This window comes from Wansuia hejianensis (assembly GCF_014337215.1).
Lineage (GTDB): Bacteria > Bacillota > Clostridia > Lachnospirales > Lachnospiraceae > Scatomonas > Scatomonas hejianensis.
This window is the reverse complement of record NZ_CP060635.1, coordinates 472,062-487,095: the sequence shown is the minus strand read 5'-3', so window position 1 is coordinate 487,095 and position 15,034 is coordinate 472,062. Positions and strand designations below refer to the sequence as shown.

Below are 15,034 nucleotides of genomic sequence, written 5' to 3'. Positions count from 1 at the left end.
CTGCCGCCAAACAGAAACATCTGTTCAGCGGCAGTCTCATTTCATCAATCTTCAATATACAACTACTGGCGTACCCTTCCCAACTATGCCGTAGATCTGCTTCGCCGCTTCATAGGGCGTGTTAATACAGCCATGGGAACCGTTCGTCACATAAATGCTCCCTCCGAATTCCTGACGGCTCGCCAGATCATGTATTCCCACATCCCCGTTAAAAGGCATCCAGTAGTCAACATCTACTTCATACTCATAACTGCCGTCTTCCTGCTTCGGCCCTTTCATGTGATAGGGGTGGGCTTTCCATTTTACACTCCAGATGCCGCCTTTGGGGGTAGCTCTCCCGGATATGGACAAATTCCCTGTAACGACGGGTGTCTCCACCACCAGAACGCCGTTTTGATAACACCACATCTTCTGCTGGTCTATGCTGATTTCCACATAGGTTCCGCCCACATCTTCTCCCGTGTAAGAGGATATCCGGCTGTAAACAGGCTCTATTTCTCCCTGGTATCCTTCACAGACCGCCTGATAGACCGCATCCGCAGTTTTCTCCACATCCAGGCTCCACCCGGTAGTGTCGCCCTTTTCCAAACAGAGAATTTCACCGCCGGTAGTTCTGAAAAAGTTTTTCTTACCGATGATACCGCTGTCGCCAGCCAATTCCTGAACCCAGTTCCCGGCCGCCTCCCTGGAAATCGAGAGATTTCCGGCACCGTCATCAAGAACCCATCCGCTCAGGACGTCACGCCCCAATGCCTCCGGCTCACCTCCGGTCCCCAGCTTCAGCGTAATATTCGCCCGGGTCAGGTTGTGAATCTGATTCAAACGGCCGACCTCCGCATTCAGCCCTTCATCGCTGGAATACACTGCCGGCTTCAGGTAGCACCCGCTGTCCTCCAGCGAAATCTCTGTCTTACCACCCTCAATCGCTTCCTTTATCAGCGCATACACTTGGTCCCGGTTCACCTGGCTCCCTTCCGTTTCCGGAACTATGGTCCAGCTTCCGTCAGCCTCCTGCGCCTTATATGCGTCAGCCGGGGCCGTATATTCAGTCACACACAGAAGCCCATCCACCAGACCGCTCAGCCCATCCACATCATAGACGAACCCGGCCGTTACCTCAAAGACCTTGTGGCCGTCCAGCTTTACGAACCAGAGCCAGGGGTCCTGCTGCACCATCAGTTCATGGACCTTTCCATCATCAAGATACTCCATCCGAAGCTGTCCTGCCGTTAACGCTTCTGTGCGCCCGCCCCTCTCGTGAATCGTAAGGGTATATTCGTTAATTTTCTTCTGTATGGTCGCTTCCGCTTCTTCCACCGTCATATCCGAACAGTCAACTCCGTTGATCCGGGTGCCTTCATAGAAATGATGCGAAAAATAGTCGGCTTTATAAATATAAATTCCGCCCAGCGTACCTGCTAAGGCTATGCCAAGGCAGGTCAGAACGATCAGCAGCGTTTTATTCTTCTGCCTTCCTGCCGCTTTCTTCCCCGCACGCGGCCTGCCACCCGCACGTCCATCGCCCCGTTTGGTACCGTTCTTTCCTGGCTGCCCGTTCCCGCGCTTTACGCTGCTCTTTCCGGACTGCCCGCTCCCGCGCTTTACGCCGCTCTTCCCGGCCTGCGCACCAGATTTTCCTGCCTGTCCGGCGCCCTGTTTTGTGAGAGTTCCGGCAGGCCGCCTGCTTCCCGGCTTCACACCAGTCCTGGGAGGCTGCCCCGGGTTCTGCTTAGTATTCTTTTTTGTGCCGGCCCCTCCGCTGCCTTTTCCTTTCCTGGAGGGCCTCTGGCCTGTGTCTTTTTTCTTTTCTGCCATTAGCTATATCCCATCTGACGCAAACATTTTGACACAGTATACCATAATCCGACCTGTAAGTGGTTACGATTTTTTTACAATAGGAGAAGTAAAGTTCCGGCCACAATCAGAACGAGGCCTCCGGCAGCTTTTTTTGACAGACGTTCTTTCAGGAAGATCCATGAGAATAAAACGGTCACAACAATGCTCAGTTTGTCAACCGGCACTACTACACTGGCCTGGGCCGCTTCATCGTGGAGCGCACCGTAATAGCAAAGCCAGGACGCCCCTGTCGCAAATCCAGACAAGATTAAAAACAGCCAGCCGGTCCCTTTGATCTCCCGGACCGCTCCCGCCTTTCCTCTTGCCAGCACGATCAGCCAGGCCATAACCAGAACCACACAGGTCCTTATGGCCGTACCCAGGTTAGAATCCACATTTTCAATCCCCAGCTTACCCAGGATCGATTGAAGGCTGGCAAAGACAGCAGACAGCAGCGCATACAGTATCCAGCGCCTTTTCGTTGTTTTCTCACTGTCCGCTTCTTTCTTCTGAATCATTAAAAACGTCCCCGCTCCAATCAGGGCCATACAGACGGCTTTCAGCAGAGTGAGTTTCTCTCCCAGAAAGATCACTGCCAGCAGCATGGTCAGCACTGTACTGGACTTATCAATAGGTGTTACCTTATTGACGTCCCCCAGCTGCAAAGCCCTGTAATAAAAGATCCAGGACGCCCCGGTTGCAGCCCCCGACAGTATCAGAAATACCCAGGTCTGCCCCGGAATCTCACTGATCGTTCCAACAGCCCCACCCAGTCCCGCCATGATCCAGGCAAAAACAAGTACCACACAGGTTCTGACAGCCGTACCCGCATCTGAATCAATATTTCTCATACCGCATTTTGACAGAATAGCAGTCATTCCGGCAAACAGAGCGGAACCAAATGCCAGCAATACCCACATGTATATATTCTCCTCACATCAAATTGTAAACATTGTGGAACAGCGAAGCTGTTCCCCGCCCGCTAGGGCATGCATTACAGGATGCCCTGTGGGTATGCCTACGGCGTAACCAGCCTCTTTGCGTTCTAAAAAACAAAATCTGCCGGAAGCTGTATGTCAGACGCCTGGCATACGGATGGTGAGCCCGGAGACCCCAAACTGTGTGGACAATGACTCCAGTCCCTGATATATTTCTTCCCTGGAATACTCATGTTCATCCAGAAAATCGTTGGACATTTCATTGATATAGACATAAAAACCCAATGCCACCTCCAGCTCTTCTTTGCTTCCGCTCCCCTGGTCCAGATAATCCGTAAGGAGATTTTCAGCCTCATTGATCTCCCCTGCGTCCGCCATCTGTATCAACCGGCGGTAAAAACTGCCGCTATCTCCGTCCAGCCCTTTGTCGTCCGGCTGCGCGTCCGGAAGCATATACTGCGGCGCATCCTTGCCCAGCAGCAGCTTGGCAATCATCCTTGTCATATCCTTAATCATCCGCATGATATAATCCTGTTCATAATCCATAACTTTTCCTGCTCCTTATCCTGTCTACCCCAACGCAACATCTAATATCATCATAATTACAAAGCCCAGCGCAAAGGCCAGCGTTCCTATATTGGAATGCGCTCCTTCCGCTGATTCCGGTATCAGTTCTTCTACCACCACATAGAGCATGGCTCCTGCAGCGAATGCCAGCAGATAGGGAAGCACCGGCGTGATCAGACCTGTCAGAAGAACGGTAATAATTGCAGCCAGCGGCTCCACAACCCCCGACAAAACCCCATACAGAAAGGCTCTCCCCTTCGACAGTCCCACGCTTTTCAGCGGCATAGAAATGATTGCCCCTTCCGGAAAATTCTGAATGGCAATCCCCAGCGCCAGCGTGTAGGCTCCGGCTATGGTAATGTTGCTCTCTCCGGCCTGTATGCCGGCAAACACTACGCCCACCGCCATACCCTCCGGTATGTTGTGCAGCACAACTGCCATCACCATCATCATCGTTTTGCTCAGGCTTTTTTTTGCTGCGTTTCCTTCCGGCTCATCCGCATCCAGATGCAGATGCGGCACTGTTTTATCCATAAACAGCAGAAAAACGATGCCCAGCATCAATCCGACAGCCGCAGGAACCCAGGCAAATTTCCCCATATCTGAAGCCATATCCATAGATGGAATCAGCAACGACCAGACAGACGCCGCCACCATGACACCGGAAGCAAAGCCCAGCAGCGCTTTCTGCACAATGCCCGAAAGATTCTTCTTCATTAAAAAGACACAGGCTGCCCCCGCAGACGTTCCCACCAGGGGAATAAGGATTCCCAGGAGTGTATCCATATTCATATAACTCACCTCCTAACAGCCATTATATTCCATATTCTCCGTTTTTGCAAAATATATACATCGCGGAACAGCGCAGCTGTTCCCCCGCCCTCGTCAGGGGCATGTGTTACGGGTATCTGTCTTCCCACACACAGTCTTTTATGTATAAAACAATCAAAAAAACTTCGATGCGGAATTTCTTCCCGCATCGAAGCTCTCTCATTCACTGATCAATCATCTACATAAGGCATGATCGCCATATGTCTTGCACGTTTCACTGCAACTGTGATCGCTCTCTGATGTTTCGCACAGTTTCCGGTCACTCTTCTGGGAAGGATTTTCCCTCTTTCGGAAACGTATCTCTTTAACTTATTCACATCTTTGTAATCAATTGTATTGTCTTTTCCACAGAATACACATACTTTTCTTCTTCTGCGGGGTGCTCTCTTTCTCACCGGAGCATCGTCTCTATCGTTATTATCGAATGCCATCTGTTTTTCCTCCTTCTACAGTCTTATTATTCAATCGAATCCCTTTACTCGGCGTCTTTACGGACGATCAGGTATCTCAGCACATTGTCCATGATGCGTACGTGTCTTTCCACTTCCGCCGGGCATGCTGCATCTGCTTCAAACTGAATAAAATAGTAGAAGCCTTCGCGCTGATGCTGAATTTCGTAAGCAAGTCTCTTCTTGCCCCACTCTTCAACTTCTGTGATTACGCCATTGTAACGGGTGATGTAGCCTTTTGCTTTTTCAACAACGGCTGCTCTTTCCTCGTCTTCCAGTTTGGCACTCACAACTAACGCTAATTCATACTTGTTCATGCTGCTTTCCTCCTTCTGGTCTTTTGGCTTCCTGATTTCTCACAGGAAACAAGGATGTGGAAATTCTCCCACGAGTTATGATTTTACCATAACCTGTCTCAAATGTAAAGCTTTTAATTCTGGATTTTGACAAAATGTTCCGGATTATCTGTATAATCTTCCGGATTCTTCTGGGACGCCTTATATTCCGGGAATATCCGCTTCAGCTCTTTTTTTCGCTTTCTCCTCTTGCTGGCTGCTCCCAGCTTGTTAAAGATGAAAAAACCATCCACGCGGAATGCGTTCCATTTACCCAGCTTGTCCCGGAAGGTGCTGTCATAGAAGGAGCCCCCGCAGCGTATACGCGGTTTTTCCTTTATATAGGCAATCAGGTCGTTCTCATCTCGGATAGTATCCGGAAGATCCGCCCAGCCCTTGCCGATACATTCCAGCTTATGGGCATCGCTTCCGCCGAGGCCCGGACAGCCGTATTTCAGGGCCAGCTTCGCGGCTCTCACATTGACTTCCTGTCTCTCACAGGCGTTGTAAATCTCTATGAAGTCAAATTGCTCCATCAGCTTTTTGTTACCCTGTTTGGAATATTTCCGCTTTCGTTCGCGGGTGGTCACCGCGCTCAGATATTTTTCCCCATAGGGATGGGCCGGACCGATGATCCCCCCGTAATGATGTACAATTTTAATCAGCGCGGCAATCGGAAGCCCTCTCATCTCCAGAATCCGAAGCTTCATGCCCACAGGCATGATAACCAGCATGTGCCCACAGTCCAGCGTGTCATACTCTACGCCCTTCAGTACAACAAAATCCGTATACTCTTTTCCCTTCAGCGAATTCTTCCATTCTCTGTATCCGTCATAGGAATTATGATCGGATACCAGCATTCCGCCGAATCCCATCTCCTTCAGCCGCCGGATGTATTCTTCAATCATGACCTTTCCATCCAGAGAGCCTTCTTTTGTATGGCAGTGCATATCAAATTTCATCGCATTCACTCCTTTTGATGTATCTGATTATATCACAACCCGCCTCTCTTTGACAGGGTATAATCTGTGAATTCCACGTGAAGTTTCGGACAGTTCTTAGTTTTTGTCCATTCAAAATTAGCCCTGTTTCCGGTATACTGTTAACTAATAATAACAATCGCATTGGAGGCCTTTATTTTGAAACCAAATGATATTACACGCGCAATCGTTGATGCTACCGTTGACAGGGGACTGCGGGAAATTGAAGAGGACCCCCGCAGAAGCATCCGCAAGCTGACCGACATGGGCCGGCAGTTTTCAAAAGGAAGATTTCTTCAGGAGGTCTATGCGATTTTCCAGGAGCTGCTCAGGAATGATGACAGCCCCTATTACACTGCAATTGAACACCTGCTGCGCAACACCGACCGCAAGGCATTGAAGGGCTTTGGAATCAACATCGGCTACAACAGCCTGACCTACGGCGGCAAGGTCATACGCAGCATAGAATCCAAGAAATCTTTTCAGATCCCCTGGGCCCTGATTCTCCGCATTAATCCGACCATACCGGGCGGAACTACCCCCGCGGAGATAGAAAACTGCATCCTTCAGGGACGTCCTCTGGGAATCTATACATACATTCTCAGATGCAGCGGCTCTCTCTCCTGTCTGGAACCCCTTGTCAGGCTGTTCCGGACATACAGTGACTGTGCGTTTATCTGCCTGCTTCCGGACCAGGAGCTGACGCCTGCCCATCTGTCACTCTTAAAACCCTGTATCAACACCATGTGCCTGTTTCCGGCTTCCACCGCTTCCTGCGCCGCCAATGCCAGGAATATGCGCCAGCAGAAGTCCTGGTACGGTACCTATGACTATTATGGGGATGAAGACTGCACAAGCTGGCTTTCCGGAGAACGCACAAGGGAATTTATTTCACATGACAGCTCCTTTGTCATCCTGATTGCCAGGGATGGATGCAGCCAGAGCTGCCGCGAACAGATCGGCCAGTATGTGAAGGACACCCGCCTGCAGCCTGTCTACCCGTTCATCATGTTCGATCTCTATACAGATGCCTATCAGATCGATCACATTATGTCCTCCGAAGCCTGCTATTTTGAGCTTCTGGAGAACGGAGATATTTACACACACAAAGGCCTGGTCACAGATTACCGCCATGCCCTCTCTCTGGAGCAGATATTCGCTGTAGCGCTTCCAAAAGACAAAGGCAGTCAGAAGTAATGTTATCATTAAAAACCCCGGACAGCCGCTGCGAGGCGGAGCATGCCCCCCTTCTGAAAAAATCACTGCAAAATATTACGCCCGGACATCTGTACATAATATACAGATGTTCAGGCGTTTAAATTTTGTTATCTTATACTTTTTCCTCTACGATTTTCTTCGCTAGTCCCAGAATCATAGTTTTCAGCCGGCCCACGAAGGCTTCCGGCTCCATCTTGCAGCCTTCCTCCAGCCACCGGACCACCGCAGACAGATACGCATCACAGAAAAAAGTGAGCAGAATATCCTGATCCTCGTCCGCATCGCAGACATCACGGATAAAAAACGATACAATCGGTGTCATGGATTCATGGAAATATTCACGGAAAGAATTCTGTCCTTCAATCCTGAGAGCACTCCTGTAGAATTCCTGGTCTCTGTAAAACAGCTCGCCCACAGCGATCAGCAGATCCCACCCACTTTCATAATCACGGGTACTCACCAGGGCAATGAAATCCGTATAGAAGATCCAATTCACCAGGTCATATTTATCTTTAAAGTGATAATAAAAGCTCTTGCGGTTCATTCCACAGCCTTCACAGATATCGATGACGCTGATCTTCGTAAAAGGCTTTTCTTTCATCAGTCTTTTCATGGAAGACGCTAGAGCACTTTTGGTTATGTTAGCATCCGGCATGTTATCACATCCAACCCTTATTGTTACGCTTTTAACGGCGTTCATCGTTATCATACCATATTTTCAGCAGTTTGTGAATGAAAATTTCATTTGCTTTCCAGTGTGAATGAAAAAGCAACTCCATTCTTATAATTTTTCACCCAGCATTTCTGCTGATGGGCGTCCATGATCGCCTTTACGATCGAGAGTCCGATTCCGCTTCCGCCATACTCTCTGGTTCTGGCTTTGTCCACTTTATAAAATTTAACCCAGATTTTTCCCATGTCCTCTTCCGGAATCGGTTTGCCGGTGTTAAAGACAGTAGTCACCACGACACCATTATCTTCCCTGCAAGTAATCTCTATCACATTGTCCTCTTCCAGATGATTCAGCGCATTGGTCAGATAGTTAGTTACAACTTCTTCGATCTTGAACTCATCCCCCCAGACATGCACAGGAGCGGACTGGTTGAAAATGATTTTCGCATTCTTCTGTTCCACAAGGATCTGTGAGGACTGTATCACCCCGCGTATCAGCTCGGCCAGGTCAAAACGCTCCATAGACAGCTGGTCGTTCCCAAATTCCAGCTGGTTCAGCGTGAGCAGCTTTTTGACAAGGGAATTCATCTTCGATGCTTCATCAATTATAACATCACAGTAAAACTCACGGCTCTCCGGATCGTCACTGATATTGTCCTTTAGCCCCTCCGCATACCCCTGGATCAGCGCGATCGGTGTCTTCAGCTCATGAGACACATTTGAAAGAAATTCCTTCCTCATCTCGTCGATCTGAGTCTTCTCTGCTATATCCTTTTCTAGCTTCACATTGGCGCTCTTCAGCTCAGAAATCGTCGTTTCCAGCTTCTCCGACATTTTATTAAAATTGTTCCCCAGCTCTCCTATTTCATCTTCTCCGCCGCTCACATATCTGGCATCAAAATCCAGATCAGCCATCCGCTCAGAAATCCCGGCCAGCTCCTGGAGAGGCCGCACAATCTTCCGGCTGATCAGCCAGATCACCAACGCACTGGCCAGAACCATTAAGAATCCAATGTACATATAAAACTGGTTGGAAAGAGCGGCAGATTCCTCAATACTTTCTACCGGGCAACGGACAATATAGTAATTCCCGTTATCCAAAATGCCCCACAGCTCCAAATAATCCATGGATACAAACCGGTCGTGAATCTTAATCACCTGGTAACTGTCCGTCTCCTGAAGAATCTTTGTATTATCTTTTTCTTTTTCCAGCATGTTGCCGAACAGGCGGCTGGCCATTCCCTCGCCATCCTGAGAATTAGTGGCGATATAATTCAGATTGGCATTGGCAACCGCATAGGTCAGCGTATTAACAGAACAGAATCTCCGAAATTCATCCGTAATCTCCGTGTCTCCGTCTCCGGCGCCATTGATCTTATTCCAGCTTTCAACAAGGGTCTCCTGCTTTTTATCAAAATAAAAATTGCCCAGGAAAAACCAGTGTACAATACCGATGGCCACAAGCGTAAGCACCATAAGTCCAATAAAAGTAAACGCGATCCGCTTTTTAATTGAGCGTTTCATGATGGATCAACCTCAAATTTATAGCCCATTCCCCAAATCGTCTTGATATAATCTCCTTTGCCGCCCATCTTACTTCTCAGCTTCTTCACATGAGTATCGATGGTTCTGGCGTCACCAAAATAGTCGTAGTTCCAGACATTATTCAAAATCTTTTCCCTCGATAGGGCAATTCCCTGATTCTCCATGAAATATGTTAAAAGCTCAAATTCCTTAAAGCTCAATTCCATCGGCTGACCGTCGATGGTAGCCATATGCGCCGCCTTGTCTATGGCAATTCCCCCGGCCTCCAGCACGCTGTCCGGATCCATCTGGTTCGTCCTGCGCAGTATCGCTTCCACGCGGGCAACCAATATTTTGGGGCTAAACGGCTTAGATATATATTCATCGACTCCCAGGTCAAAGCCCAGTAACTCGTCCCTTTCATCCCCCTTGGCCGTCAGCATGATGATCGGAACATTGGAATACTGACGGACTTCCCGGCACACCTGCCAGCCGTCCATCTTAGGCATCATCACATCCAGTATAATCAGCGCGATGTCTTTTATTTCATAAAACAGATTCAGCGCTTCCTCCCCGTCGCCAGCCTCCAGCACGTCAAAATTATTCTTCACCAGGAAATCTTTCACCAGTTTCCGCATTCTGCTTTCATCATCCACCACCAGAACTTTCAGCTTCTCCATAGCGCACCTCTTTTCTTCTCAATTCCTCTGCCTTTAGCATTAGCTCCATAATACTGTTCTTATCATATCAACCGATTGTGTCAGAATTGTGAATCCAGGGAAGTTAAATCCTGTTTGCAACATCTGCCGCATTTCTCCCTGAGTAATTCAGCTGCAGCTGAATAAAAACGGCATGGACTTGAAGCCCATGCCGTTCCTTCCATAAAATTCCCATCTCTGATTATGGACCTGGCGGGAATCGAACCCGCGTCCGAAAGCCTATCCATTCAGGCATCTCCCATCACAGTCATTCTTTTGACATTCCCTCTATCAGACGCCGGATGACAGGCTTCTGACTTCAGTAGCTTCATAAGTTCTTTTTTCTTCGCAAAGCTTAAAAGAAAAAGTGCCCCGCATCATTTGATGCCGGAATATCAGGCGCGGGAACCTGTTACCCGACAACTGCCATTAGGCAGCGTACGCTAACTCTTCGTTATCTGCGTTTAAATTTAATTTCCAGGTTGGTACGCGGTCCCAGAGCCGCGGATGGCTTCCTAAACTTCAAAACCCCCGTCGAAACCAGTACAAGCCCTCAGTCTTGTGCTATTAGAAATATAACACATTCCTTGCGTTTCGTCAAGTCTCTTCTCTGACTGCTGCCAGCAATCCCTAATAGAGATTTTTTACCTTGAAATCTCTTTCTGCTTCCCGCCTCTGATCCTTTTTCGCGATATCCTGCCGTTTGTCATACAGTTTCTTTCCTTTTGCCAGTCCGATTTCCACTTTAATCAGGGATTTTTTGAAATATACCTGCAATGGAACCAGTGTATATCCTTTTTCGGAAATCTTTCCCTGCAGCTTCCGGATTTCGTCCCTGTGAAGCAGCAGCTTCTTGACTCTCAGAGGATCTTTGTTAAAAATATTCCCTTTTTCGTAAGGGCTGATATGCATGCCGTAAATATAGACTTCATTTCGTTCAATGCGGATAAAAGACTCTTTGATAGAGCATTTCCCCATCCGGAGAGATTTTACCTCCGTACCGTGAAGGGCGATACCCGCCTCGTATTTTTCTTCAATGAAATAGTCATGATAGGCCTTTTTATTATTAGCTATCAGACGGCTGTCTTTTTCTTTACTCATACTTCCTCTCCCGCCAATACAAAATCAATCGTTTTATTCTCCACATCTGCATCTGCCGCCCGGACGCGGACCCTTTGTCCCAGAGTGAATTCCCTTTTGGTGATATTACCAACCAGCCTGTAATTCTGTTCGTCGAAGACGTAATAATCCCCTTCCAGAGTGCTGATGTGGACCAGGCCCTCGATAGTATTTGGAAGCTCCACATATAGCCCCCAGCCTGTCACGCCGGAAATTACCCCTTCAAAGGTCTCGCCAATATGGTACAGCATGTATTCTGCCAGCTTCAGCTTGTCCGTCTCACGCTCTGCTTCCTCCGCCCGGCGTTCTGTCACAGACGCCTGCCTGGCCACATCCTCCAGTATTCCCGCATAATAGGCGATTTTCTCTTCTTTCAGCCTCCCCCGCAGGTCATCCTTAATGATCCTGTGAATCTGCAGGTCCGGATATCTGCGGATCGGGGATGTGAAATGACAGTAATACCTGGCTGCCAGGCCGAAATGGCCGCTGCATCCTGTCGTATATTTTGCCTGCTTCATAGACCGCAGAAGCAGGCGGCTGATCAGAGGCTCCTGAGGAGTCCCTTCGATCTGCTGCAATATCTTCTGTACTTCGGCAGGCGTAATTTCCTCTGAAGACTTCTCCACCGAAATCCCCTGGCTGCGGACAAAGGTCAGAACCCCCTCCATTTTTTCCATATCTGGATTCTCATGTGTACGGTAAAGAAAAGGGATTTCTCTCTGACAGTATGTTTTTGCAACTGTCTCGTTGGCCAGCAGCATAAAGTCCTCAATGAGCCTGGTGGCGGTATTCTGTTCGTAGGGTCTTACTTCTACAGGCTTCCCGGCTTTGTTAAGAATAATTTTACTTTCCGGAAATTCAAAATCGATAGCTCCCCGCTGGCTCCTGTTCCTCCTCAGTATGCCTGACAGTTCCTCCATCAGGAAAAACATCGGAACCAGATCGCCGTATTCTTTCATCAGATCAGGAGCTTTCTCTGTCAGTATCCGATTGACAGCAGTATAAGTCATACGCCTGTCCACACAAATAACGCTTTCCGCAATCCGGCTTTCCACAACCCGGCCCCTGTTGTCTATCGTCATAATGCAGGACAGGGCCAGACGGTCCTCACCCTGATTCAGCGAACAGATGCCATTGGACAGACGCTGAGGCAGCATAGGGATCACTCTGTCTACCAGATACACAGAAGTACCCCGTTTCAGAGCTTCCCGGTCCAGGGCGCTGCCTCCCTGAACATAATTGCTTACATCTGCTATATGCACGCCCAGTTGAAAATATTCCCCATTTTTCACAACAGATACCGCGTCGTCCAGATCCTTGGCATCCTCCCCGTCGATGGTCACCATCTGCCAGTTCCGCAGATCCATCCTTCCATTTAAGTCATTGGGTATCAGCCCCTCCGGACATCTGTCAGCCTGGCGCAGCACCTTTTCCGGAAATGCCATCGGGATATCATATCCTCTGGCCACTGACAGAACGTCAATGCCGGCCTCGCCAATGCTGCCCAGAATCTCAGTCACCCTGCCCTCCGGGCTTTTCTTGTGGTTACCATAATCACAGATCTGGACAACTACCTTTTGTCCTGTTTTGGCGTCCATGGTTTTTTCACCGGGAATAAAAATATCTCTTGATATCTTTGGGTTATCCGCTCTGACGAACCCAAAACTGTTGCTGCGCTCAAAAGTGCCCACGAGCTCGGAAATCCCATGGGAAAGTACCTTCACAACCTTACCTTCCCGGCGTTTGCCATCGCTCCTGTTCTGGAGAGCGACTTCTACCTCGTCTTTATGAAAGGCACCGCCTGTGCACTCTTCAGGAATGTAGATATCCTCTTCACCCTCTCCAGGCAGCTCTACAAAGCCAAATCCTTTTGCATGTCCGGTAAATACGCCTGTAACGGTCTCCAGACGCTCTGTGTCCTTTTTGCGTTTCCGGTAGCAGCCCCGTTTGCTGACTTCAATCTTTCCTTCATCGGTCAATGCCTTCAGGACCTCTTCCAGCTCTTTTCGCTTCCCCTTCGGGATCTGCAGCAATACTGCGATTTCTCTGGCTCGCATGGGAACATATCCCTTTGTGGACATCATATCATAAATCATTTTTTTTCTGTTCTTTAACACTTCTTTTTTCACTCATCTACCTCTAAATATACCTCATGGTATATACCTTAAAACCTATACTCCAGAGTCTCCCTCTGCGCATATAGTAATTGAAAAAGGACTGTTGCATGAACCTTCTGCAACAGCCCCGTTTGACTAAAACTTCATATTCAGCACTACAGCCAACACGATAAACAATATTGCCATGATCCTTGTGGCCTTCTTCAGGTTGCCCTCGGCTGAGCGTCCCTTATTCTTGCCCCAATAGGTCTCAGATGTCATCCCGCCGGCCAGCGCCCCCAGGCCCTGATCTTTTCCCTGTTGCATCAACACAACAACCACCAGTGCAATACAATCTATAGCAAATAATACCGTTAAAATCGTTCTGATAACTACTGCCATTCTTCCACCTCCTATGGTTAACCAATGCATATTTTACCATAGGCTCTTCCAGATTTCAACACAAATTTGAGTTTTTTCCTACTGATACAGGTTTCCAAAGACCTCACGGCACAGATTCTGGCAATATTGCAGGCTGAAACTGCTGTCATCCTGCAGAATCCCGTTACTGCCTGCCAGTTCCTCCGTATAATCCCGCAGTAAATACGTCGTAAAGGACTGGGGATTCTGTCCTTCATGGGTAACCAGCGGCTCTATTCCGTATTTATCAATATGGACACCCTCCTGATCCTTCCGGATCGTGACTTCCGCCATGGCGCCCACCATCGCATAAGCATGCTCCTGATTGGAAACACAGTTACCCAGCGAATAATAGACCAGCATCTGATGGCCGTTCTCACCCATCTTCATCTCTACCGGCTGAATCACATGAGGATGGGCTCCCAGCACCAGATCCACACCCAGGCTCAGGAACAGGTCACACCAATATTGCTGCTCGGAACAGACATTATTATCATCTTCTATTCCCCAATGAGGACAGACAATCACAAAATCTGCCATTTCCTTCGCCCTGGCCACATCCGCGGTAACCCGTTCCTCATCCAGAACATTCAGAAGGTAAGCCGTATTCTCATCCTGAAGAAGTTCTTCGTTCAGATTTGTTCCATAGGTATAGTTAAGAATTGCGACACGGAAACCATCCTTTTCATACACATAGATTTCCTCCGCCGCCTGCCGGTCGCCGTGTATCCCCAGCACTGCTGCCTCCGGATGAGTTGTTTTCCAGTAATTCAGGCAATTGGTGACACCTTCAATCCCATAATCCAGGGTGTGGTTAGAGGCCTGGAGAATCACCCGGAATCCCGCCGACACCAGCGCGTCCCCCGCTTCGCAGGGACTGTTAAATTCCGGCCATCCGGTAATTCCCAGTCCGGTCCCCCCTAAAATGGTTTCCTGGTTGGCAATGGCGATATCTGCTTCACGGATCTCTCCGCTGATATTGCAAAACAGCCCGTCGAACTGATAGCCTGTATTCTGCAGGCAGCTGTTGCAGACATCCTCGTGAAGAATCACATCCCCCACCATCCGGATCTGTATGACAGTGCCGGACTCAGGTTCTTCCGTGGGAACCGGCGTCGCCTCACTGCTCTTCCTGATCTTCTGTATCCGTTCCGTCTGAGCCGCCGCTTCCCTCGCTTCCTGTTCTGCTCTGGCACGGCTGCCCTGGATGACTGCAATAGAAATAATAGTCAGAACGACGGCAACTGCCGCCAGCAGCTCAATTCTCAGCTGCAGTTCCCTTCTCCGTTTTGACCGGCCTCTTCTGTTCCGGCCGGCCTTTCTCTTCTGTTCCATAAGATTTCCCCCTTCT

The 15,034-nt window shown here is 48.9% G+C and carries 15 protein-coding genes and 1 other RNA gene; 1 reads left to right on the top strand and 15 read right to left on the bottom strand.

Features of this window, described 5'->3' with window-relative positions; translation table 11 throughout:
- Nucleotides 1–51: 51 nt before the first annotated feature.
- The 7 genes from H9Q79_RS02285 to H9Q79_RS02255 form a co-directional block, all read right to left on the bottom strand.
- Entirely contained in the window at nucleotides 52–1,815 is a 1,764-nt protein-coding gene (locus H9Q79_RS02285; RefSeq protein ID WP_118642368.1) for a L,D-transpeptidase family protein, read from the bottom strand.
- A gap of 74 nt (nucleotides 1,816–1,889) precedes the next feature.
- Entirely contained in the window at nucleotides 1,890–2,756 is an 867-nt protein-coding gene (locus H9Q79_RS02280; RefSeq protein WP_118642370.1) for an EamA family transporter, read from the bottom strand.
- 156 nt (nucleotides 2,757–2,912) lie between these two features.
- Nucleotides 2,913–3,320, bottom strand: coding sequence for a DUF6483 family protein (locus H9Q79_RS02275; RefSeq protein WP_118642372.1), 408 nt, complete (start codon nucleotides 3,318–3,320; stop codon nucleotides 2,913–2,915).
- Nucleotides 3,321–3,344: 24 nt separating this feature from the next.
- Nucleotides 3,345–4,127: a ZIP family metal transporter gene (locus H9Q79_RS02270; RefSeq protein WP_118642522.1), complete on the bottom strand. Its 783-nt coding sequence runs from the start codon at nucleotides 4,125–4,127 to the stop codon at nucleotides 3,345–3,347.
- Between the two features lie 215 nt (nucleotides 4,128–4,342).
- Entirely contained in the window at nucleotides 4,343–4,603 is a 261-nt protein-coding gene (gene rpsR / locus H9Q79_RS02265; protein WP_118642374.1) for a 30S ribosomal protein S18, read from the bottom strand.
- Nucleotides 4,604–4,647: 44 nt separating this feature from the next.
- On the bottom strand, nucleotides 4,648–4,938 hold the full coding sequence (rpsF, locus tag H9Q79_RS02260) for a 30S ribosomal protein S6 (protein WP_118642376.1): 291 nt from the start codon (nucleotides 4,936–4,938) through the stop codon (nucleotides 4,648–4,650).
- A gap of 113 nt (nucleotides 4,939–5,051) precedes the next feature.
- Nucleotides 5,052–5,918 carry a PHP domain-containing protein gene (locus H9Q79_RS02255; RefSeq protein WP_118642378.1) on the bottom strand — a complete coding sequence of 289 codons (867 nt, stop codon included), beginning with the start codon at nucleotides 5,916–5,918 and terminating at the stop codon, nucleotides 5,052–5,054.
- Nucleotides 5,919–6,095: 177 nt separating this feature from the next.
- Between H9Q79_RS02255 and H9Q79_RS02250 the strand changes: the two genes are divergently transcribed.
- Nucleotides 6,096–7,133: a hypothetical protein gene (locus H9Q79_RS02250; RefSeq protein WP_118642380.1), complete on the top strand. Its 1,038-nt coding sequence runs from the start codon at nucleotides 6,096–6,098 to the stop codon at nucleotides 7,131–7,133.
- Nucleotides 7,134–7,266: 133 nt separating this feature from the next.
- Here the strand turns inward: H9Q79_RS02250 and H9Q79_RS02245 are convergent, their stop codons facing one another.
- The 8 genes from H9Q79_RS02245 to H9Q79_RS02210 all read right to left on the bottom strand — a co-directional run bounded on the left by H9Q79_RS02245 (nucleotide 7,267) and on the right by H9Q79_RS02210 (nucleotide 15,018).
- Nucleotides 7,267–7,809 (bottom strand): TetR/AcrR family transcriptional regulator C-terminal domain-containing protein, encoded by a 543-nt coding sequence (locus H9Q79_RS02245; protein WP_118642382.1) that lies wholly within the window; start codon nucleotides 7,807–7,809, stop codon nucleotides 7,267–7,269.
- An 86-nt stretch (nucleotides 7,810–7,895) separates the two neighbouring features.
- Nucleotides 7,896–9,350, bottom strand: coding sequence for a sensor histidine kinase (locus tag H9Q79_RS02240; RefSeq protein WP_118642384.1), 1,455 nt, complete (start codon nucleotides 9,348–9,350; stop codon nucleotides 7,896–7,898).
- Nucleotides 9,347–10,030 (bottom strand): response regulator transcription factor, encoded by a 684-nt coding sequence (locus H9Q79_RS02235; RefSeq protein WP_118642386.1) that lies wholly within the window; start codon nucleotides 10,028–10,030, stop codon nucleotides 9,347–9,349. The genes H9Q79_RS02240 and H9Q79_RS02235 overlap by 4 nt, the downstream gene beginning before the upstream one ends.
- Nucleotides 10,031–10,250: 220 nt before the next feature.
- Nucleotides 10,251–10,601: a transfer-messenger RNA gene (gene ssrA / locus H9Q79_RS02230) on the bottom strand.
- A gap of 77 nt (nucleotides 10,602–10,678) precedes the next feature.
- Complete coding sequence (smpB, locus tag H9Q79_RS02225) at nucleotides 10,679–11,149, bottom strand: SsrA-binding protein SmpB (RefSeq protein ID WP_249329121.1); 471 nt, start codon at nucleotides 11,147–11,149, stop codon at nucleotides 10,679–10,681.
- Nucleotides 11,146–13,296: a ribonuclease R gene (gene rnr / locus H9Q79_RS02220; RefSeq protein ID WP_249329120.1), complete on the bottom strand. Its 2,151-nt coding sequence runs from the start codon at nucleotides 13,294–13,296 to the stop codon at nucleotides 11,146–11,148. Before rnr ends, smpB begins: the two co-directional genes overlap by 4 nt.
- Before the next feature lie 123 nt (nucleotides 13,297–13,419).
- Nucleotides 13,420–13,665: a preprotein translocase subunit SecG gene (gene secG / locus H9Q79_RS02215; protein WP_249329119.1), complete on the bottom strand. Its 246-nt coding sequence runs from the start codon at nucleotides 13,663–13,665 to the stop codon at nucleotides 13,420–13,422.
- Between the two features lie 78 nt (nucleotides 13,666–13,743).
- Complete coding sequence (locus H9Q79_RS02210; protein WP_118642388.1) at nucleotides 13,744–15,018, bottom strand: CapA family protein; 1,275 nt, start codon at nucleotides 15,016–15,018, stop codon at nucleotides 13,744–13,746.
- Nucleotides 15,019–15,034: the final 16 nt, after the last annotated feature.